The sequence below is a fragment of the Exiguobacterium sp. s50 genome (assembly GCF_018618175.1).
Taxonomy (GTDB): domain Bacteria; phylum Bacillota; class Bacilli; order Exiguobacteriales; family Exiguobacteriaceae; genus Exiguobacterium; species Exiguobacterium chiriqhucha.
This window is the reverse complement of sequence record NZ_JACSLP010000009.1, coordinates 26796-44938: the sequence shown is the minus strand read 5'-3', so window position 1 is coordinate 44938 and position 18143 is coordinate 26796. Positions and strand designations below refer to the sequence as shown.

Annotated in this window: 20 protein-coding genes; 3 read left to right on the top strand and 17 right to left on the bottom strand. The window is 51.3% G+C overall.

All coding sequences use genetic code 11. The annotated features are described in order from the left end of the window. The first annotated feature begins 43 nt into the window (after positions 1-43). Both KNP68_RS12655 and KNP68_RS12650 read left to right on the top strand, forming a co-directional pair. A complete protein-coding gene (locus tag KNP68_RS12655) occupies positions 44-676 on the top strand; it encodes an HNH endonuclease family protein (protein WP_021067884.1) in 633 nt (210 codons plus the stop codon). A gap of 18 nt (positions 677-694) precedes the next feature. Then, a complete protein-coding gene (locus KNP68_RS12650) occupies positions 695-937 on the top strand; it encodes a hypothetical protein (RefSeq protein WP_214756495.1) in 243 nt (80 codons plus the stop codon). Between the two features lie 29 nt (positions 938-966). On the opposite strand, the gene KNP68_RS12645 is transcribed toward KNP68_RS12650, so the two are convergent. Further along, positions 967-1440: a peptide-methionine (S)-S-oxide reductase gene (locus KNP68_RS12645; protein WP_214756499.1), complete on the bottom strand. Its 474-nt coding sequence runs from the start codon at positions 1438-1440 to the stop codon at positions 967-969. 84 nt (positions 1441-1524) lie between these two features. Here KNP68_RS12645 and KNP68_RS12640 point away from each other — a divergent pair, with 84 nt between their 5' ends. Further along, positions 1525-1788, top strand: a complete 264-nt coding sequence (locus KNP68_RS12640) for a hypothetical protein (RefSeq protein ID WP_214756496.1) — start codon at positions 1525-1527, stop codon at positions 1786-1788. A 162-nt stretch (positions 1789-1950) separates the two neighbouring features. On the opposite strand, the gene KNP68_RS12635 is transcribed toward KNP68_RS12640, so the two are convergent. From KNP68_RS12635 to dnaB, 16 genes are all read right to left on the bottom strand, one after another. Continuing rightward, complete coding sequence (locus tag KNP68_RS12635) at positions 1951-2841, bottom strand: hypothetical protein (RefSeq protein WP_251131508.1); 891 nt, start codon at positions 2839-2841, stop codon at positions 1951-1953. Between the two features lie 30 nt (positions 2842-2871). Beyond that, positions 2872-4323: an MBOAT family O-acyltransferase gene (locus KNP68_RS12630; RefSeq protein ID WP_214799779.1), complete on the bottom strand. Its 1452-nt coding sequence runs from the start codon at positions 4321-4323 to the stop codon at positions 2872-2874. Between the two features lie 68 nt (positions 4324-4391). After that, complete coding sequence (locus KNP68_RS12625) at positions 4392-5798, bottom strand: AMP-binding protein (RefSeq protein WP_214799777.1); 1407 nt, start codon at positions 5796-5798, stop codon at positions 4392-4394. Then, positions 5798-6040 carry an acyl carrier protein gene (locus KNP68_RS12620; protein ID WP_021067876.1) on the bottom strand — a complete coding sequence of 81 codons (243 nt, stop codon included), beginning with the start codon at positions 6038-6040 and terminating at the stop codon, positions 5798-5800. Before KNP68_RS12620 ends, KNP68_RS12625 begins: the two co-directional genes overlap by 1 nt. Before the next feature lie 217 nt (positions 6041-6257). Then, positions 6258-6860: a DUF4230 domain-containing protein gene (locus KNP68_RS12615; protein ID WP_214756497.1), complete on the bottom strand. Its 603-nt coding sequence runs from the start codon at positions 6858-6860 to the stop codon at positions 6258-6260. A gap of 118 nt (positions 6861-6978) precedes the next feature. Then, a complete protein-coding gene (locus KNP68_RS12610; protein ID WP_214799775.1) occupies positions 6979-7317 on the bottom strand; it encodes a hypothetical protein in 339 nt (112 codons plus the stop codon). A gap of 178 nt (positions 7318-7495) precedes the next feature. Continuing rightward, positions 7496-7975: a 23S rRNA (pseudouridine(1915)-N(3))-methyltransferase RlmH gene (rlmH, locus tag KNP68_RS12605; RefSeq protein ID WP_058765186.1), complete on the bottom strand. Its 480-nt coding sequence runs from the start codon at positions 7973-7975 to the stop codon at positions 7496-7498. An 83-nt stretch (positions 7976-8058) separates the two neighbouring features. Beyond that, positions 8059-8220, bottom strand: coding sequence for a CxxH/CxxC protein (locus KNP68_RS12600; protein ID WP_021067873.1), 162 nt, complete (start codon positions 8218-8220; stop codon positions 8059-8061). Positions 8221-8257: 37 nt separating this feature from the next. Then, positions 8258-9526 carry a S1C family serine protease gene (locus tag KNP68_RS12595; RefSeq protein ID WP_021067872.1) on the bottom strand — a complete coding sequence of 423 codons (1269 nt, stop codon included), beginning with the start codon at positions 9524-9526 and terminating at the stop codon, positions 8258-8260. A gap of 51 nt (positions 9527-9577) precedes the next feature. Then, on the bottom strand, positions 9578-10369 hold the full coding sequence (locus KNP68_RS12590) for an MBL fold metallo-hydrolase (RefSeq protein ID WP_021067871.1): 792 nt from the start codon (positions 10367-10369) through the stop codon (positions 9578-9580). Positions 10370-10382: 13 nt separating this feature from the next. Then, positions 10383-11207 carry a two-component system regulatory protein YycI gene (locus tag KNP68_RS12585; RefSeq protein ID WP_021067870.1) on the bottom strand — a complete coding sequence of 275 codons (825 nt, stop codon included), beginning with the start codon at positions 11205-11207 and terminating at the stop codon, positions 10383-10385. Further along, entirely contained in the window at positions 11194-12579 is a 1386-nt protein-coding gene (gene yycH, locus KNP68_RS12580; RefSeq protein WP_131472081.1) for a two-component system activity regulator YycH, read from the bottom strand. Before yycH ends, KNP68_RS12585 begins: the two co-directional genes overlap by 14 nt. After that, positions 12579-14420 carry a cell wall metabolism sensor histidine kinase WalK gene (gene walK / locus KNP68_RS12575; RefSeq protein WP_214756932.1) on the bottom strand — a complete coding sequence of 614 codons (1842 nt, stop codon included), beginning with the start codon at positions 14418-14420 and terminating at the stop codon, positions 12579-12581. The genes yycH and walK overlap by 1 nt, the downstream gene beginning before the upstream one ends. Before the next feature lie 3 nt (positions 14421-14423). Then, positions 14424-15134: a response regulator YycF gene (gene yycF, locus KNP68_RS12570; RefSeq protein WP_034780323.1), complete on the bottom strand. Its 711-nt coding sequence runs from the start codon at positions 15132-15134 to the stop codon at positions 14424-14426. A 120-nt stretch (positions 15135-15254) separates the two neighbouring features. Next, positions 15255-16544, bottom strand: a complete 1290-nt coding sequence (locus KNP68_RS12565) for an adenylosuccinate synthase (protein ID WP_021067866.1) — start codon at positions 16542-16544, stop codon at positions 15255-15257. A gap of 236 nt (positions 16545-16780) precedes the next feature. After that, positions 16781-18133, bottom strand: a complete 1353-nt coding sequence (dnaB, locus tag KNP68_RS12560) for a replicative DNA helicase (RefSeq protein ID WP_021067865.1) — start codon at positions 18131-18133, stop codon at positions 16781-16783. Positions 18134-18143 lie beyond the last annotated feature (10 nt).

Genomic DNA, 18143 nt, shown 5'->3' with positions numbered 1-18143 from the left:
GATGCGCGTCGTTCAGTCGTCATACATAATAGGAGGCACACACATGCTTAAAAAATGCATCAGTTCTTTATTCGCCATCATCTTGGTCGCCACGTCGCTCCACTTCACGACGCCGACCGCCTCGGCACTCCCGCCCAATATTCCATCGAAATCGAGTGCGCTCACGAAGTTGAACGCGTTGACCGTTAAAACTGAAGGAACGATGACCGGCTATAGCCGTGACTTGTTCCCGCATTGGAGCGGACAAGGGAACGGCTGCGACACGCGTCAAGTCGTCTTGAAACGCGACGCCGATTCGTACGTCGGTGACTGTCCGGTCACATCAGGGTCATGGTACAGTTACTATGACGGCATCACGTTCACGTCACCATCTGATTTGGATATCGACCACGTCGTACCGTTGGCCGAAGCGTGGCGTTCAGGTGCCAACAGCTGGACGACGACGAAACGTCAAAGCTTCGCCAACGATTTGACCGGACCACAGCTGATTGCCGTCTCGGCCAGCTCGAACCGTTCAAAAGGGGACCAAGACCCGTCAACATGGCAACCGACACGCACCGGTGCACGTTGCGCTTATGCGAAGATGTGGGTCGAGACGAAGAGCCGCTGGGGTCTCAGCCTCCAATCTACAGAAAAGACGGCCCTTCAAACGGCCATCAATGCTTGCGTCTATTGATTCAGAAAGGAGTCTACGATGAACCAGCAATCTTCAGTATTTAAAGCTACTCACGGCGTCATGACCGAGGAAGTCGGCGTCATCAGTGGAGAACTTGAATTACGGACGACGTGCCAGGAAGACGGCACGCTCGAGCTCGCCATCACGTACGTCGGTGCGGCCGAGTGGTACACATTGCCCGGGAAAGACTACAAACTGCATGATGTGCGCGACCATGAGGTCGTGCATCGCTTGCTCGTGAACGTCCTCGAGCGGGCATAACAAATGAGCCGACACGGCATCGTGTCGGCTTATTGTTTGTACTTGTCTAATAACGTCTTCGGGATATGGCAGTAATCGTCCGGACATCGCTCAAGCCGGTCTTGATGCTCATCCGCGCTTCGGATGTAGTTCGTGAGCGGCAATACCTCGACCGCGATTCGGTCCGCATCGCTTCGGTTGTCGATCAATGTGCGTGCGACTTCCAAATGACGTGGGTCTGCACTATAGACGCCGGTCCGATACTTTTCGCCGACATCTTCGCCTTGGCGATTGACGCTATACGGGTCGATGATTTCAAATAAGTAATTCATCAACTCCTTCATCGTGACGACGCTCGGATCGAACGTCGTTTTGACGCATTCGGCATAGCCGTCATATGCTCCGTCAAGCGTATCCGTCGCCCCGTTCGCCCGTCCGGCCTCTGTTTCGATGACACCGGGTAACGTCTTGATGAACGCTTGGACGCCCCAGAGGCAGCCACCTGCTAAATAAACGGTTTCGATCAGTCTCACTCCTTGTCTGTCAGGTTTAGGCAATTCTAGTTATACTATCGTTGTACATGATTATATCCAAAAAGGAGCACCATTTTGAAAACAATCAGACTCGCTCTTCTTCTATCCGCAGCACTCCATGTGATTTATGTTGTCGCCACGTTCGGAATCGGCTTCATCCGCACGCTCAATTATACACCCGACATCATCGCCGAGGCGGATAACGTCACTATGCTTCAAAACGAGGTGACCCTCGGGACGACTGGGTCGCCATTGATCTACGTCTTCACATGGATTGGTCTTGCCATCGTCCTAGCGATTGGGATGTTCACCGTTCAACGAATTCGCAAAACGCGCTAAGGAAGGAGAGTGTTTGAATCTCGTTCAACAAATCAGCAAAATCGACGGCCGGTGCACGACATATATGGCTTAAGGGCAACACGCATCCATTGATAAGCGAGATCCACACTTGATACGCAACCACATAAAAAGGAAATCTACGCTACTGTAGATTTCCTTTTCTTATAGATAGCCGAGTCGTTTCAAATCCTCATAGACGAGAGAAGATAGGAGCGTTCTCCCCTTCCCATTCAAATGATCTGGATTATGAAAGTACTCACGCTGATGGATGAACCGTTCGTCATCCATATAGTTTAAGAACGGGACGTCCAACTCGAGCGAGGCCAGATGTTGATAAACGAGTCGGTCCATGACCGCTTGATCAAAATAGGCGTTGTAGGATGCGTGGACCGGCTCCATCGCCAACACGACGCGATAGTCTTTCGCCTGACAATACGCGATGATTTCTTTCAATCGTTCCATGTTCTGCTCGATGTCACGATTCTCCACAGCCTGTTTATACTGCGCTTCGACCATCTCGTATTTTCGTTCCGAATAATTCTGGCCATTGTTCACCCACGGCTTATGAGACTCCCATCTGAAATCGCGAATCTCTCGTGACAGCGCCGTATACACGCTCCCACTGTTCAATGCAGGAATTGACGTGTACGTATAATAATCAAACGTACTGACCGGTTCGATATCTTCCCGTTCCAACACCTGATAATAGTTTTCTTTCCGGGCAATCTCCGCATTGCTGAACGTGATTTGCGAGAGCGAGACGATGACGACCCCACCCGGACGCAGATGTTCGTCGTACTGTTTCAACATCTTCAAGTCGTATTCAATCGTTTGGCTCGGCAACGCTAAATCGAGATGCGACAGACCGAGCGGTTTGAACGCATAGCCGAACATCGCGTGAGACGTACCTAGGTTGATGATATCCAACGGGGACGGGTTGTCTTGGAACGCCAACACGCCGCGGTTGTTATTGTACGCCCACGACTGTTTGACAAAGTCGTTGAGCGGAATCAACAAGAGCGCAACGATGATCAACACCACTGAAATTTTCATCCATACACTTCTCATAGCCATTCCTTTCACTTAGAACCCACCATAAATGAACCCTTCACTCGACACGCCGAACACCAAGACCGACACAATCACGAACAGTTGAATCGCCACGTTCGTGAAGGCTGAACGTTCGGACAGCCAGTCCCAAGCCGAACCTTTCGTCCGTTCGATATACTGAAACACCTGAACGGTCGTAAAGAAGAAGAGGAACACGAGTAAATCGAGTAACGAGAATAATTCAAGTGCCTGCAGCATGTCGACCGGTGCCCATGACGAAGGTGTCACATACAACCGGGCATGGTGAAACGCTTGGGCGACCGAGTCAGATACGAAAAAGACGCGCGAGAAACAGACCAACTGGAACGTGACCGCAATCTTCAGCCATTTATGAAGCTCGGGCGTCCGGTCCAATCGAACGAAGGACGCCATCTGTTCCCGCTGATGTTTCGTCGCGTCCCCGAACACGCGGTACAGGCCATGAATCAGACCCCATAAGACGAAACTCCAGGCGGCCCCGTGCCAGATGCCACTCACCAAGAACGTGATGACGATAGCGACATAGATTTGATGTCGTTTCTTTTTCCCTTTGCAGAGCGGGATAAAGATATAATCCCGGAGCCACGTCGACAGCGAGATGTGCCATCGGTTCCAAAAGTCGGCAATTGATACCGCGAAATGAGGCTGTCGGAAGTTCTCCGTCAACTTGATGCCAAATAGTCTCGCTGTCCCGATGGCGATATCGCTGCAGGCTGAAAAGTCGGCATACAATTGAAGCGAGAACAGCATCGTCCCGAGCACGATTTCGGAGCCGGTCGGGTCTGGCTGACTGAACACGCTCGCGACCATCGGCGCCAACCGGTCGGCGATGAGCGTCTTCTTGAAGAAGCCCCAGGCAATCCGCTTCATTCCATAACTGACATGCTCATAGTCGAACCGTTGTTCCGCTTTGAATTGAGGTAGCAACTTCTTGGCCCGCTCGATCGGTCCCGCCACGAGCTGCGGGAAGAAGGCGAAGTAAATCGAGAAATAGCCATAATGCCGCTCGGCCTTCAGCTTCCCGCGATACAAATCAACGAGATAGCTGATGGCCTGGAACGTATAAAACGAAATCGCCAACGGCAAGACGACATCTCGATACGGGATGTCGTAGTTCCACCCCATCGATGTCGCCACCGTGCGCAACGAGTCGTTCACGAAGTTAAAATATTTGAACCAGCCGAGGAACAATACCAGCGTGGAGACGCCGATCATCATGAGGCGTTTCTTCTGTCGCTTCTCGTCTTGTCGTTCAATCAGGATTCCCGTGACGAACGTAAAGGCTGTGCTCACGAGCAACAACGGGATGAACTGGATACTGAGCGTCGCATAAAACAAGTAACTGGCCGCCAGTAACAGTACCCAGCGGAAGCGATGCGGCACCACATAATATACCGCCACTAAAATGGCGAGAAACAGTAAAAACTCGATTGAAATAAACGTCATATCTTCACCTGATTATTCTAAACTTATACAGCTTTCAACAAAGGCTTCACTTGCACCCGCTTATTGGTTCAGGTGGTGACGAGCTCTCGTTTCGGTAATGCGGCATACAGAATTTTTCCAGATTCGTTCCGGGGAATGGCATCGATTTGTAGAATCGTGACCCCTCTTGTATGCATCATGTCCTTGATGACTTGTTTGATGGCGGGACGGTCATCGTGCAACGTGTACACGTACAGCTCATCATCCGTTCCCGTACAGACACACTCATGTCCGTGTGCTCGTAACAGGTCCTCCACTTCATCGAGGCTAATCCGGTTCCCATGCATCTTAATCATCCGCTCGATGCGGCCGACGATAAAGAAATAGCCGTCTTCATCCATATACGCCAAATCACCCGTCTGCAGGACGCCCTCGTTCTCATCTCCGCTCGCGAGATCGGATAACGCCTCGGCATACCCGAGCGACACGTTTACTCCCTGATACATCAACTCTCCGACGATGTTAGGCGCAGTGATCAGTTCACCTGTTTCCTTGCGAAGTGTCAATTCACCGCCTGGGATGGCGATACCGATGCTACCCGCCTTCTCCTGATTCTGGTCAGGAGGCAAATACGACATGCGGGCCGTCGCTTCCGTTTGACCGTACATCGTGAAAAACTGAATGCCTTTTCGTTCGCAGATGTCGGTAAACGCACTCGCTAAATCCGGATTCAATTTTCCTCCAGCTTGCGTCAGTTTCGTCAAACTCGGCAGCTCCATTGTCTCGAACTTGAGCCGGTGTAGCATCTCGTAGACGAACGGCACGCCGCCGAACGTCGTCACGTGCTGGTCGTGGCATAACTGCCAAAATTCCTTCTGCATGATTGACGCCTCCGTCACGACGATGGTCGCCCCGGACACGAGGTGGCTGTTGATAATCGACAGACCATACGAGTAGTTCATCGGCAACGTCGTGATTGGACGGTCGTCTTCAGTGATAGTTAAGTACGATACGATCGATGCCGCGTTGTGGAACAGGTTGTCGTAGCTGAGCCGTACCAGCTTCGGACTGCCCGTACTGCCGGACGTCGTCAACAGGAGCGCGAGCTCGTCATGAAGTTCATGCTCAATCACATGAGGACACTCAAATAGCACATAGTCCCGATATTCGTAAGTCGTGTCCATCTCCTGCATTAATTGCTCATGCTCCCGATTCGCCCAAATGTGCGTCGGTCGATAGCGGTCAATTAAGTTCTGCAGCTGTTCCGAATGAATCGCTGCATCCAACAGGAGTGGCACGATGCGTCCGCGCAGGAACCCGACGTAGCCGAAGAGTGACTCTTTATTGTTGGCACACAAACAAAAGACGAGCGTTCGATCGCCGACCTCACGCGCAATCGCGTCGGCCGCCTCAATCATCTCTTCGTAGGAATACGCACGATCCGCATAAATGGCGGTGCGTTCTCCATACTGACCAATCGTATCGAAGCGTTTCATTAACCGAAGTCCACACCCAAGCGTTTCAATAAGTCGATGCCAGACTGATACGTGTTGAAATCTGTGATCACATCGGAATCGAGATCGACGTCAAAAGCGTCCTCGAGCTCCGCAATCAATGTCATGTGGCCAATCGAATCCCACTCTTTCGTGACACCGAGCTTCATTTCTTCGAATGACGCGTCTGGCTCGACATCGAGTCCGTTGATAAAGGCTGTTTTATATAATTCGATATTGTTCATTGGATGAATTCTCCCCCATTTTAGATAATTGATAATGATAATCATTTGCTATGTGATTTTATCACATCGGTTTTTAGACAGCAATAAGACATCGAATCATTCATTTTTCTAACTAATTTACTCAATTCTAAAAATATGAGGCTAGATTTTGAGTACATCAGCGAATTTTAAAAAGAATTGAGTCATCAATAATCGATGACTCAATTCTTTGATCTATTCAATAAAATTCGATGGTAACATTCTCATATCCATTAGAGTTCAAAAATGAAATCAACAATTTTTCCGTTGCTTTGTCTGCTTCTTTTAAAAAGCCTTGACTTACTTTCTTCTCTTCAACTTTTTCTTTATCCTTTGTAATCTCGTCCATAATCGTTTGGGAAGGGTAGTCAGAAAAAATGTTTCCTTTGATGTCTGTTACTTTAGTATTTTCCGTTTCAGCAACATTATCGAGAATTTTAGACTTTGGCACTTGCACCAACATACGTTCATCTTTGTCATCGTAAGATAATTTAATATTGCTAAAGTCAGTTCCGGCTTTCAAATATCCGGAATACTCGATTAGTTTGATTGCTTCAGCGAATTTGATGTCCGATAATCCTATTAAAGAGACCTCTCTATTAGTGCGACTCACAATGACATGGCTATATTCATATTTCAATGTTGCTAGCTCTGACAACTCTACAATCCTATCTTGAACTAAAGCTGTATCTGAACTCTTATTAGTTGTGAATTCAAACGGTTTGAATTGAAATAAAATAATTGCGCCAACCATCACAGTTCCTAATACTAGAATCAGACTTGATATCATCAGCTTTTTCACAGTCGCATCCCCTTAAAAAATATGTAATTTTTATCCTTGGATTTATTATACGTTTTTATCTTTTATTTAATAATATAAATTTCGATAAATTAAAATAGATTATTAAATTACCTCCATACTAAAAAGACCACCTGTGATCTTCTGGTAAACAGTCATCACACAGCAGTTTCCCTTCGAAAGTTGCTCCATTACACAACTGTAACAATGGATCACTTTTTTCTCTGTCTGTTGTCCATCGTCCACAAGTTGAGCATTGTCCACAATTCATTAAACCTGGGTCCAAGACAACCGTGGAGGAACTTTTCCATTCCACATTCACTTCATTCGTATCTATTCTGATTTTTTGATCATGACACAGCTCATTCGCAATTTGATCAATCATCCCAAAATCTTTACGTACTTCCGTTTCGTCTACTTCCACCAAAAAAGATGCATTGATTAAAACTGTTTTTTTCAAAGTTAACTCTCCTTCCAATCATTCAATTCATGCGAGTTTTAATCAAAGTAGGTACTTGATTTTCAATGCTCTTAAACCTTTTTCCATATGATTAGCATTCGGTAGTCGAAAACATTTACCTGCACAAAAAGCGTCAAAGACAGAAGCTGCCTTTGACGCTAAACAAATATATATGTGGTTACTTATGATAAGGCTCATTCCGGTTGATCCGATACGCTCGATAAATCTGCTCGCACAAGACGAGCTTCATCAATTGATGCGGGAACGTCATTTTTGAGAAGGAGATCGTGTCGTCCGAACGTTTCATGACGTCATCCGATAAGCCGAGCGATCCGCCGATGACGAACGCGATTTTGCTCTTCCCGTACGTCGCCAAGTTGTCGAGCTCGCGGGCGAACTCTTCGCTCGTTCGTTGTTTGGCATCGATGGCCAAGGCAATCACATGCGTGTCCGGACTGATTTTCGCCAAAATCCGCTCGCCTTCTTTTTGTTTTACTAGAATCATGTCCGCTTCACTCAAATGCTCGGGCGCTTTCTCGTCCGCGACCTCGATTTCCTGCACTTTCGCATAGGCCGACAAACGTTTTGTGTACTCGGCAATCCCTAGTTTCAAATACTTCTCTTTTAGTTTGCCGACCGTGATAATTGAAATATTCATCCAATTCTTCCTTTTTCCACAGTTTTTTTGGAGTTATCCATAGGGTTATCCACAGAGTTATCCACAAATCCACATGTTGATAATCATTTTTTGCTTGACACAACATATGTTGCGTCGGCATCGCAGAACTCACATGTCACTTGTCCACTTGTGGATAGTTCTTCGAGCAACGGGTATTCCCCCGTCTCATCGACAATAATATCTAAAGCGATTTCAACATGTTCCTTGCATACTTTTTTTTCCACAATGTTTCCTCCTTAAAAAAGAAGCGTCGCCGCTCCTTTAGGTTGCTTCAGTTAATGTGGCCTCGGTCTTGCCTGCCTTGCCGCGTCGCGTATATTCAATCGTGACCTTATCCCCAACCGTGGCGTCTCGGTACAGGGCGTCTCGCAAATCGACGTAACGTTTGATGTCGCGGTCGCCGATTTTGACGATGACGTCACCGACGCGGAGGCCCGCCTCTTCGGCTGGACTGCCGGGCGTAATTGCCTCGACGAACACCCCGTCTTCGTTATCAAAACTAATCCCATACTCTTCCCTGACGTTACCCGGTACGGCGATGACTTCTTGAATCGTGACACCGAGCTGGGCCCGCGTCACTTCCCCATCACGCTCGAGCATATCGATAACCGGCAACGCGACGTTGACGGGAATCGAGAAGCCGACCCCTTCGACGCTCGCCTCGGCGATTTTCATCGAGTTGATGCCGACGAGCTCGCCGCGGATGTTGATGAGTGCCCCGCCGGAGTTACCCGGGTTGATGGCTGCATCGGTCTGGATGACCTCGGCGTTATAATCCATGAGGCCGTCACTGTTCGTATCGACCGGCACGGTGCGTTCGACACCACTGACGATACCACGGGTGACCGAGTTTGAAAAGACGCCGAGCGGATTCCCAATCGCCATGACGGTCTCGCCTGCCTGGAGCACGGTCGAGTCCCCGAGGGCAATCGGGGCGACGTCGATATTGGCCGGCAGTTTGACCGATGCGACAGCCAAATCATTGAGCGGGTCTTCTCCGAGAATCGTCGCCGAAGCGACTTGTCCATCAGAAAACGCGACGTTGATCTCATCCGCTTCTTCGATGACATGGAAGTTCGTGACGATATACGCCGTGTCGCCGTCGACCTTATAGATGACACCAGAGCCCGCTCCGGCCTCCCACTGCGAGTCCGAGGTGAACGCCCGCTGGATGTTCGTAATGCTGACGACGGACGTCTTAGCGCCCGTCACAGCGCTCGTGATGTCAGATTCCGTGACGGTTACGGCTTGTTCCGTCCGAATCAGTTCATTCGTCACAAAACGAGAGGTTGGGGAATCCCAGAGCATCATCGCCAAAAAGAACAAAGCCGCTCCTAAGAATCCGCCAACCCCTCCGAGTAACAACGGTTTTAAATTCACTCGTGGCTTATGGCGCACATGTTCTTCTTGCTTCGGGCGCCACTCGCTACGAGATGGGTACGTCGGTTTTACATCGTTCATTGTATCTGCTTCGTGCTCTAAAGGTTCGACGTCTTGAGGTTCATACTCATGGTGTCTCTCTTCATTCACGACGCGTCCCCCCTTCAAGACAGTGTGTTATCTGTCTTTTCCCAAGTTCGCTTATAAAGAAACGAGCGAAGTGGGGGTCGATGGGTCGGTATCGCACAATTTGATGCGACCGAGGTCGACATCACGCGTCCCGAGTGTTTGCGAGACGCTCATTTGAGCGAGCTCTTTCATGTTGTTATCTTTACTGAGGTGAGCCAAATAAATTCGTTTCGTCTGATCCCCAATGACCTCGCTCATCGCGATGGCCGCGTCTTCGTTCGAGACGTGACCGTAGTCCCCGAGTATCCGGCGCTTGACGCTCCACGGGTAACGTCCCATCTGGAGCATCGAGACGTCGTGGTTCGATTCGAAAATAAAGTCATCGGCCCCGCGGATGACACCTTTCATCCGGTCGGACACATAACCCGTGTCGGTGATATGGGCGAGGCGTCTGCCGTCATGGGCGAACTGGTAGAACATCGGGTCGGCCGCGTCATGGCTGACGTTGAACGACTCGATCTCGATATCCCCGAACTGTTTAATCTCGCCTACCTCAAAGTGAAACTTCAAGGCTGGGTCGACCTTTCCAATCAAGGATTCCATCGCGTCCCACGTCTTCGCGTTCGCGTAAATCGGTAAATTGTACTTTCGAGCGAGAATCCCGACACCTTTAATATGGTCGGAGTGCTCATGCGTGACGAGCAGTGCATCGATACCGTCAAACGATCGGCCGATTTCGGTGATGCGTTGTTGCATCGCCTTCCCGGTCAATCCGGCGTCGACGAGCAATTTCGCCCGTTCCGTCTCAATGTAGAGGGCGTTTCCGGTCGAACCGCTCGCAAGCACACTATAGCGTAAAGTCACTCGATCACTCCTTTCATTCTTCTGAATCAAATTCGACCCGTTCGACGGTCCCGTCGATCGCATTGACGAAGTAGGCGTCCTCGTCAATCGTGATCGCCCAGAGCGGCGGCATGATAATCAGGCTGCCGGAACTGTCGAGCGGCAGGCTATAGAAGCCTGTATTGATGGCTCGCATCTCTTGATTCGGTTGGAAGTATTTCCGGGCCGCGAGTTGCGAGATCGCCTCGCTCGCCGTCAAAACGAGATCGTCTTGCGACTTCGAGGACAAGTTCGTCAAATGACGTTGTTTATAGTCGGTCACTTCGAACGCTTCGTTCAGTTGAAGCAATAAAAGCGACGGACCGATGTACTGTTCCGTCTCCCCGTTGATTTCGGGGTTCGAGAAAATCTTATTGTTCTCATACGTCTGCACGAAAGCGACTTGACGCGTCTCGGCGTCATATCGCCAGTACGCATATTCGGAACCGAACGGGACGTACTCTGAGACGAACGTCGCCGCGGTCGTCCGCAAATCGTTTTGATCGAGCGGGACGGGCTGTTTGAGCTCGACTTCGAGTTGCATGTTGTCGAGTGTCGTCGCCAGTTGGGCTTCCCGATTCTGCGTGATCATCGAGGCCGACATCTGTTCCGACGATCCCGTCAAATAGCCGATGTCCCGACCCATCCGTGGCAACTTCGACGCATCGACGTTGCGTTGGTCCAAGATTTGCGCGATGGACGTATTGTCGTTCGTCACGACCTCCGTCGCCCACGTTTCCGTCAAGAGCTGGAACAACAGGTAGATGTTCAGCGCGAGGAAGGCGAAGAGGAGAATCGTTTTCGCTTTACTCCAGTCCACGATACATCATCCTTTCTGTCCAGTCCTCCGGTTGATCGAATGGAATCCATCTTCCGGCTTCCCGAACGAACCAGTTCGGGGAGAACGTGACGTAACGGCTCGTGTCTTCATTGTATTCAATCTCATAGCCGAGACGAATCTCAGTCACGTTTTCAAATCGTCCTGCGTTGACGAGCGTATCAACCACATCTTGTCCATCCGCGAGCTGCGTCGTCCCGACCGAGATCAAACGATCGATTTCGAGATGGTGCCGGGTGATCGACCGGACTTGCGTCCCGTCGTTCTCGATACGCAGCGTCGACAAATCGACGGCGTCGTTGTTGATGAACGCCTCCCGTTGACTGAACACCGGGAAACCGTTCACGTGAAACCGGAACACGGTCGTCTCAAACCCTTGATTGGCCGGGGTAATCGCATCGAAGCGAAGCGACAACCCTTGGCTCTCCGACGTCTCATCGACCCAACCTCCGTGGAAGTTGACGAACTCGACGATCGTGTCGAGCCCGATGACCGACTCTTGTTCCGTGCTATTGCGCGACAAGTTACGGTAGCGGCTCGCGTTCAGGTTCGCATCGTATTCGGCGACGCTAATCCCGTTCGTGAGGGCGCCGACGGAGCTGGCCGGATCGACTTCCTGCACGTTCGGGTCACCCGGGAAGAACGTATCGCGCATCCAGTCGAGGCGCGCCGAGATTTGAATTTGAGACACGTCATAGGCGAACAGCTCATTCATCTCCGGTCCGACGACCGGGATATAGTTGACGCGTTCATCCGTGTACGTGACACGTCGCATCGACCGGTCCGAATCTTTCAAGAACAGGCTGTTGACGTCCCCTTGGCCGACTTTCGACAAGCGGCCTTCCCAGAGCGACTGGTCGCTCATGATGGTACGGATGCGCCACGTGTCGTCCTTCATGAAGATGAGGGCCCGTTGCGGCACTTTCCCGGATAGGCTGTACGAGCCCGGGAGCATGTAGCTGAGCGTGTCCGCATAATACGCTTCCGGTAAAATCAGTTCGACGGCCTCGTCGACGCCCGCATACAAACTCGGGACGTTCTTGACGGCGAGTGGTTTGAACTCGCTCGCTTCGAACGATTCCCGGATGACGCGCATGATTTGCTTCGGCGTGTTCTTCGTGGCAAAGACGGCGTTGTTCTCATGGACGACCGTTTGGGCCGGCACGATGACTTGACGCGCCTGGCGCTGCAACGACTCATCCACCGTCGCGACTTGCGTCTCCGATTGGACCGACTGATACTTCGGATGGTAATCCCAAAGGATGACCGTTTGGACGATGGACGTGACGATCAAGGTGAGCAAGACGAGCGATTTCACTAGTTCTGGCTTCGCCAAGAAGCGTGGTCGTTCCATCAGTCATTCACCTCCACGATCGTATCGAACGGGATGGTGAAGTAAATCGTCGTCCCACGTCCGAACTCACTCTCGGCCCAGATGTCGCCGCCATGGGCGGAAACGACTTCTTTGGCGATTGATAGACCGAGTCCAGTCCCACCGATATTGCGGGCCCGGGCCTTGTCGACCCGATAGAACCGTTCAAAGATTTTTTTCAAGTTCGATTTCGGGATACCGACTCCTTCATCTTTAATGCCGATGACGAGCCGCTTGGCACGGAGCATCGTCCGGAACGTGATTGTCCCACCTTCTGGCGAGAACTTGACGGCGTTCGTGATGATATTATCGATGACCTGAGTCATCTTGTCTTGATCGGCATGAACGTACACGCGACGCTTCATGAGCTTACGGCGGAACTGAATCGTCTCGCCTTTCGTCATCTCATGTCGCTCGATGATATCGTTGAAGAACTGGATAAAATCGAACTTCACTTTTTGCATCGTATACTCTTTGCTGTCCATCTTCGACAGTTGCAACAAGTCGTTGACGAGGCGAATCATCCGCTCCGTCTCATTCTGGGTCGTCTCGAGGAAGCGCGGGGCAAGCTCATCGTCCTTGTATGCGCCTTCCGCGAGCACTTCGAGGTAACTCCGCATCGTCGTGAGCGGCGTCCGCAGCTCGTGGCTGACGTTCGCGACGAACTCACGGCGGTCTTGCTCGACTTGTTCTTGCTCGGTCACATCGTGCAGAACGACGATGAGACCGGTGATTGGTCCGCTATGCTTTTGGATCGGTGAGAAGTAGGCGCGGACGAGGAACAGCTCTTCGTCCGTACTGAGGTCGATCAGTTTTGGCGGCATCGTCCCGTCTTCCGGGATGACGATCTCGTCATCGAATTCGAGCAAGTTCTGTAGGTTCGCCCCCATCGCTTCTTCTTCAGCGAGCCCGATCATATCGCGGGCTTGGTCGTTCATCAAGATGACGCGCAACGAACGATCCGTCGCGACGACCCCGTCCGACATGTTCTCGAGGACGCTCGTCAAGCGGCGCCGTTCGGCTTCCGTCGTTGCGTTCGCCTCCATAAGTTCATCGGTCAATTCGTTGAAGGCGTAAGCAAGTTGGCCGACCTCGTCGTCGGAATAGACTTTAACTTTCCGCGAGAAATTCCCTTTTCGCATCTCGACGGCTTGACGACGCATATCCGCAATCGGTCGCGTGATTGTCCGTGACAGCAACACTCCCAAGATCGATGTGATGATGAGAGCGATGAGTGTCCCGGTCGCGAGAATCCTCGTCACTTGTTCCATTTGGTTATAGATGGACTGCATCGAGGCCTCGATATAAATCATACCGGTCGTCGTCCCATCGACCTCGGATTTCACCGGGACGGCGACGACACGCATGCGTTCGTTCGAGTCTTCATAGACGAGCGTCTCTTGCGCTCCGCTCGTCGCAAACGATTTTTGAATAAACGAGTTCGCCGTCCGTTGTCCGACGAGACTTTGGTTATTCGGATTCGACGTCGCCCGGACGACACTGTTCGTGTCGATAATCTGGACTTCGCGAATGTCATCAGCTAGCGTCGTGCTCTCCGTAAACTCAGACAGCAGTTGATCCAGTACCTGGTTCAACTGCTGGTCCGAGGTCGAGTCACCGCCGTTCGATGCGATCCCTTCACTGACGTTATAGCTCAGAAGGTTGGCGCGATCGACGAGCGACTGCGAGAAGTTGTTGATGTATTGTCGTTCGAGGGAGCGCACGAAGTACACTCCGATGACTTGCATCGCAACAAGAATGAGCAGCGCATAGATGACGACGAGCTTCCACTGGATAGATTTAAAGAAGTTCGTCCGTTTCATCGTTTAGTCTTCTTCTCCTGCTTTTAAATAGTAACCGACACCACGGCGCGTGATGATATACGTCGGCGTCGATGGGTTGTCTTCGACTTTTTCGCGCAAACGTCGGACCGTCACATCGACCGTGCGGACATCGCCGAAGTAGTCATAGCCCCATACCGTCTGGAGCAAATGCTCGCGCGTCATGACTTGCCCGATGTTTTGGGCAAGATAATGGATGAGCTCGAACTCACGGTGTGTCAGTTCGATTTTCTCTTCCCGTTTCGTGACCATGTATGAATCCGGATGAATCGTCAAGTCACCGATGACGATATCATTGGCGTTGGCACCTTTCGTTTCTGGGGCCGGGGCTGTCGCATGACGGCGCATGTTCGCCTTGACGCGGGCCAAGAGCTCGCGCGAGCTGAACGGCTTCGTGACGTAATCGTCAGCACCGAGCTCGAGTCCGAGCACTTTATCGATCTCAGAGTCTTTCGCCGTCAACATGATGATCGGCATATCGTACTTCTTCCGGACTTCACGGCATACTTCCATACCGTCTTTGAGCGGCAACATGATGTCGAGCAAAATCAAATCCGGTTTGACTTCTTCGACTTTCACGAGCGCCTCTTCCCCGTCATACGCGACGTGGACTTGGTATCCCTCTTTTTCAAGCTTAAACTTCAATATATCTGCGATTGGTTGTTCGTCATCTACCACTAAAATCGTACGATCCATTCAGTGAGTCCTCCTCTTATCGTTAAACGTACATGTCTACATTGTAACTCTTTTTCTATAGGTTAGAAAGCGTGGTCCATTTCCGTGGAAATGAAAAGAGAGCCACGAGGGCTCTCTATCTTATGCTTCGTAAATATCACGCAAGATGACCGTCTGCTCACGTGCCGGTCCGACCGAGAACGTCAACAATTCGATACCTGTCAACGCTTCGATGCGCTTGACGTAGTTCTGCGCGTTCACCGGCAAGTCTTCGAACTTGCGGATGCCTGTGATGTCTTCTGTCCAGCCTGGGAGCTCTTCGAACACCGGCTTGCACTGTTCGAGCACGCGGAAGTTCGGTGGGTACTCGTCGAGGAGCTTGCCTTCGAACTCATATGCCGTACAAATCTTGAGCGTCTCAAGACCTGTCAACACGTCAATCGAGTTGAGGCAAAGGTCTGTGATGCCGCTGACGCGGCGCGAGTGGCGGACGACAACCGAGTCGAACCAACCGACGCGACGCGGACGTCCTGTCGTCGTACCGTACTCTTTTCCGACTTCACGGATCGTGTGACCGATCTCATCGTCAAGTTGGGTCGGGAACGGGCCGTCTCCGACACGTGACGTGTACGCCTTACAGACGCCGACGACGTGATGGATCTTCGATGGACCGATACCGGCACCGCTCGATACGCCGCCTGAAGCCGCGTTCGATGATGTGACGAACGGGTACGTTCCGTGGTCGATGTCTAGCAACACACCTTGCGCGCCTTCGAAGAGCACTTTCTGTTCTTCGTCGAGCGCGTTGTTCAACACGACCGATGTATCACATACGTACTTGGCGAACTGTTGGCCGTACGCGTAGTATTCTTCGAAGATGTCATCGAATTCAATCGCATCGACTTCGTACATCTTCACGAACATGCGGTTTTTAATCGCGAGGACGGTCTTGAGCTTCTCGGCGAACACTTCTTTGTCGAGAAGGTCAGCGATGCGAATCCCGATACGCGCCGCTTTGTCCATGTAGCAAGGACCGATCCCTTTGAGCGTCGTCCCAACTTTGGCGTCGCCTTTCGCGTCCTCTTCGAGCTTGTCTTGCAACTGATGATACGGCAAAATGACGTGGGCCCGGTTCGAGATGCGGAGGTTATCCGTGCTCACACCGCGCTCGTGCAAATACGCGAGCTCCGTGACGAGTGATTTCGGATTGACGACCATCCCGTTCCCGATGACACATGTTTTGTCCGAGTAGAAGATCCCCGATGGAATCAAGTGAAGTTTATACTTCGTATCGTTGAAGACGATTGTATGACCAGCGTTGTCTCCCCCTTGATAACGCGCGACGACCTCGGCCTGCTTCGATAAGAAGTCCGTGATTTTCCCTTTACCTTCATCGCCCCACTGCGTTCCCACTACGACTACTGATGACATAATGAATCCTCCTTGTAGATAAACGTTCTATTCAAACCATCCGTAAGTGTACACTTGCTCTTGTTGAAAGTCAACCTAATACCGAACGATATTTTTAAGTTGTAACCTTTCGTTCGTTATTGACGTGTCATTTCTCGTTCAATGATGAAATTCTTCAAAATCAAGATACGTTTAGGTCTAAAGACCGACCAAAAAGGCGACGTCATGAGACGTCGCCTTTGGCAGAATCATTCGTCCTACATCGGTGGCGCAAAGGCTTGCGTCTCCATGTTGACGAACTTGTTATATTCTTTTCGGAACGAGAGTTTGACCGTCCCCGTCGGACCGTTACGCTGCTTGGCGATGATGATCTCGATCGTGTTGGCGTCTTCACTCTCTTTGTCGTAATAGTCATCCCGGTACAAGAACGCGACGATATCGGCATCTTGCTCAATCGCCCCGGATTCCCGGATATCCGACATCATCGGTCGCTTGTCTTGACGGCTCTCAACACCACGTGAGAGCTGTGACAAGGCGATGACCGGCACTTGAAGCTCACGTGCGATCGCTTTGAGCGTACGCGAGATTTCCGAGACTTCTTGTTGCCGGTTCTCGCCCGGCTTGCCGTTCCCGACGATGAGCTGCAAGTAGTCAATCATGATCATGCCGAGGCCGTGCTCTTGTTTCAAGCGGCGGCACTTGGCCCGAATCTCGTTGACGCGAAGACCCGGCGTATCATCGATATATATACCGGCTTGTGACAGCGACGACATGGCGAGCGAGAGTCGCCCCCAGTCCTCGGCCTCGAGCCGTCCCGTCCGTAGACGCTGGGCATCGATATTGCCTTCCGCACAGAGCATCCGCATGACGAGCTGCTCGGCACCCATCTCCAAACTGAAGATGGCGACGTTCTCGCCGGTACGGACGGCCACGTTTTGCGAGATGTTCAAGGCGAAGGCCGTCTTCCCGACGGAAGGACGGGCTGCGACGATGATGAGGTCGTTGCGTTGGAAACCGGCCGTCATCTTGTCGAGATCGCTGAATCCGGTCGCGATACCGGTGATTTCGCCGCTCGATTGGTGCAGTTTTTCAATCGTCGAGTAGGCGTCCGATAAGACCGAGCCGATCGGATGGAAGCTTGACTGCCCTTTACGTTGCGAGACTTTTAGAATGTTCCGCTCGGCGTCTGACAGGACGGCATCGACCTCGTCTTGGCGTTCATACCCGTCCGAGACGATATTCGTCGCAGTCCGAATCAAGCGGCGAAGCGCCGCCTTTTGGTCGACGACGTTCAAATAATAACCGATGTTGCCGATGGCCGGAACTGCTTCGGCGATTTCCGCCAAATAGTTCAACCCACCGATTTCATCGAGAATGCCTTGGGCTTGAAGCTCCGAACTGAGCGTGACCAAATCGACGAGTTCGCCGCGGTCGTTAATCTTCAGCATCGCCTCAAAAATCCGTTGATGGCTGACACGATAAAAGTCGTCCGGGTCGACCCGTTCCGAGGCCGTAATCAGCCGGTCAGAATCGAGGATGACGGCCCCAAGGACAGCTTGTTCCGCTTCGACGCTATGTGGCGGGGTGTTGACTTGAATCGCATCACTCATACGTTGTCTA

Coding starts and splice junctions, on each gene's coding strand:
- KNP68_RS12565 (WP_021067866.1), bottom strand. CDS start 16,544: ATGTCATCAGTAGTCGTAGTGGGAACGCAGTGGGGCGATGAAGGTAAA.
- yycH (WP_131472081.1), bottom strand. CDS start 12,579: ATGGAACGACCACGCTTCTTGGCGAAGCCAGAACTAGTGAAATCGCTC.
- rlmH (WP_058765186.1), bottom strand. CDS start 7,975: ATGAATATTTCAATTATCACGGTCGGCAAACTAAAAGAGAAGTATTTG.
- walK (WP_214756932.1), bottom strand. CDS start 14,420: ATGAAACGGACGAACTTCTTTAAATCTATCCAGTGGAAGCTCGTCGTC.
- KNP68_RS12635 (WP_251131508.1), bottom strand. CDS start 2,841: ATGAAAATTTCAGTGGTGTTGATCATCGTTGCGCTCTTGTTGATTCCG.
- KNP68_RS12625 (WP_214799777.1), bottom strand. CDS start 5,798: ATGAAACGCTTCGATACGATTGGTCAGTATGGAGAACGCACCGCCATT.
- KNP68_RS12650 (WP_214756495.1), top strand. CDS start 695: ATGAACCAGCAATCTTCAGTATTTAAAGCTACTCACGGCGTCATGACC.
- KNP68_RS12620 (WP_021067876.1), bottom strand. CDS start 6,040: ATGAACAATATCGAATTATATAAAACAGCCTTTATCAACGGACTCGAT.
- KNP68_RS12630 (WP_214799779.1), bottom strand. CDS start 4,323: ATGACGTTTATTTCAATCGAGTTTTTACTGTTTCTCGCCATTTTAGTG.
- yycF (WP_034780323.1), bottom strand. CDS start 15,134: ATGGATCGTACGATTTTAGTGGTAGATGACGAACAACCAATCGCAGAT.
- dnaB (WP_021067865.1), bottom strand. CDS start 18,133: ATGAGTGATGCGATTCAAGTCAACACCCCGCCACATAGCGTCGAAGCG.
- KNP68_RS12655 (WP_021067884.1), top strand. CDS start 44: ATGCTTAAAAAATGCATCAGTTCTTTATTCGCCATCATCTTGGTCGCC.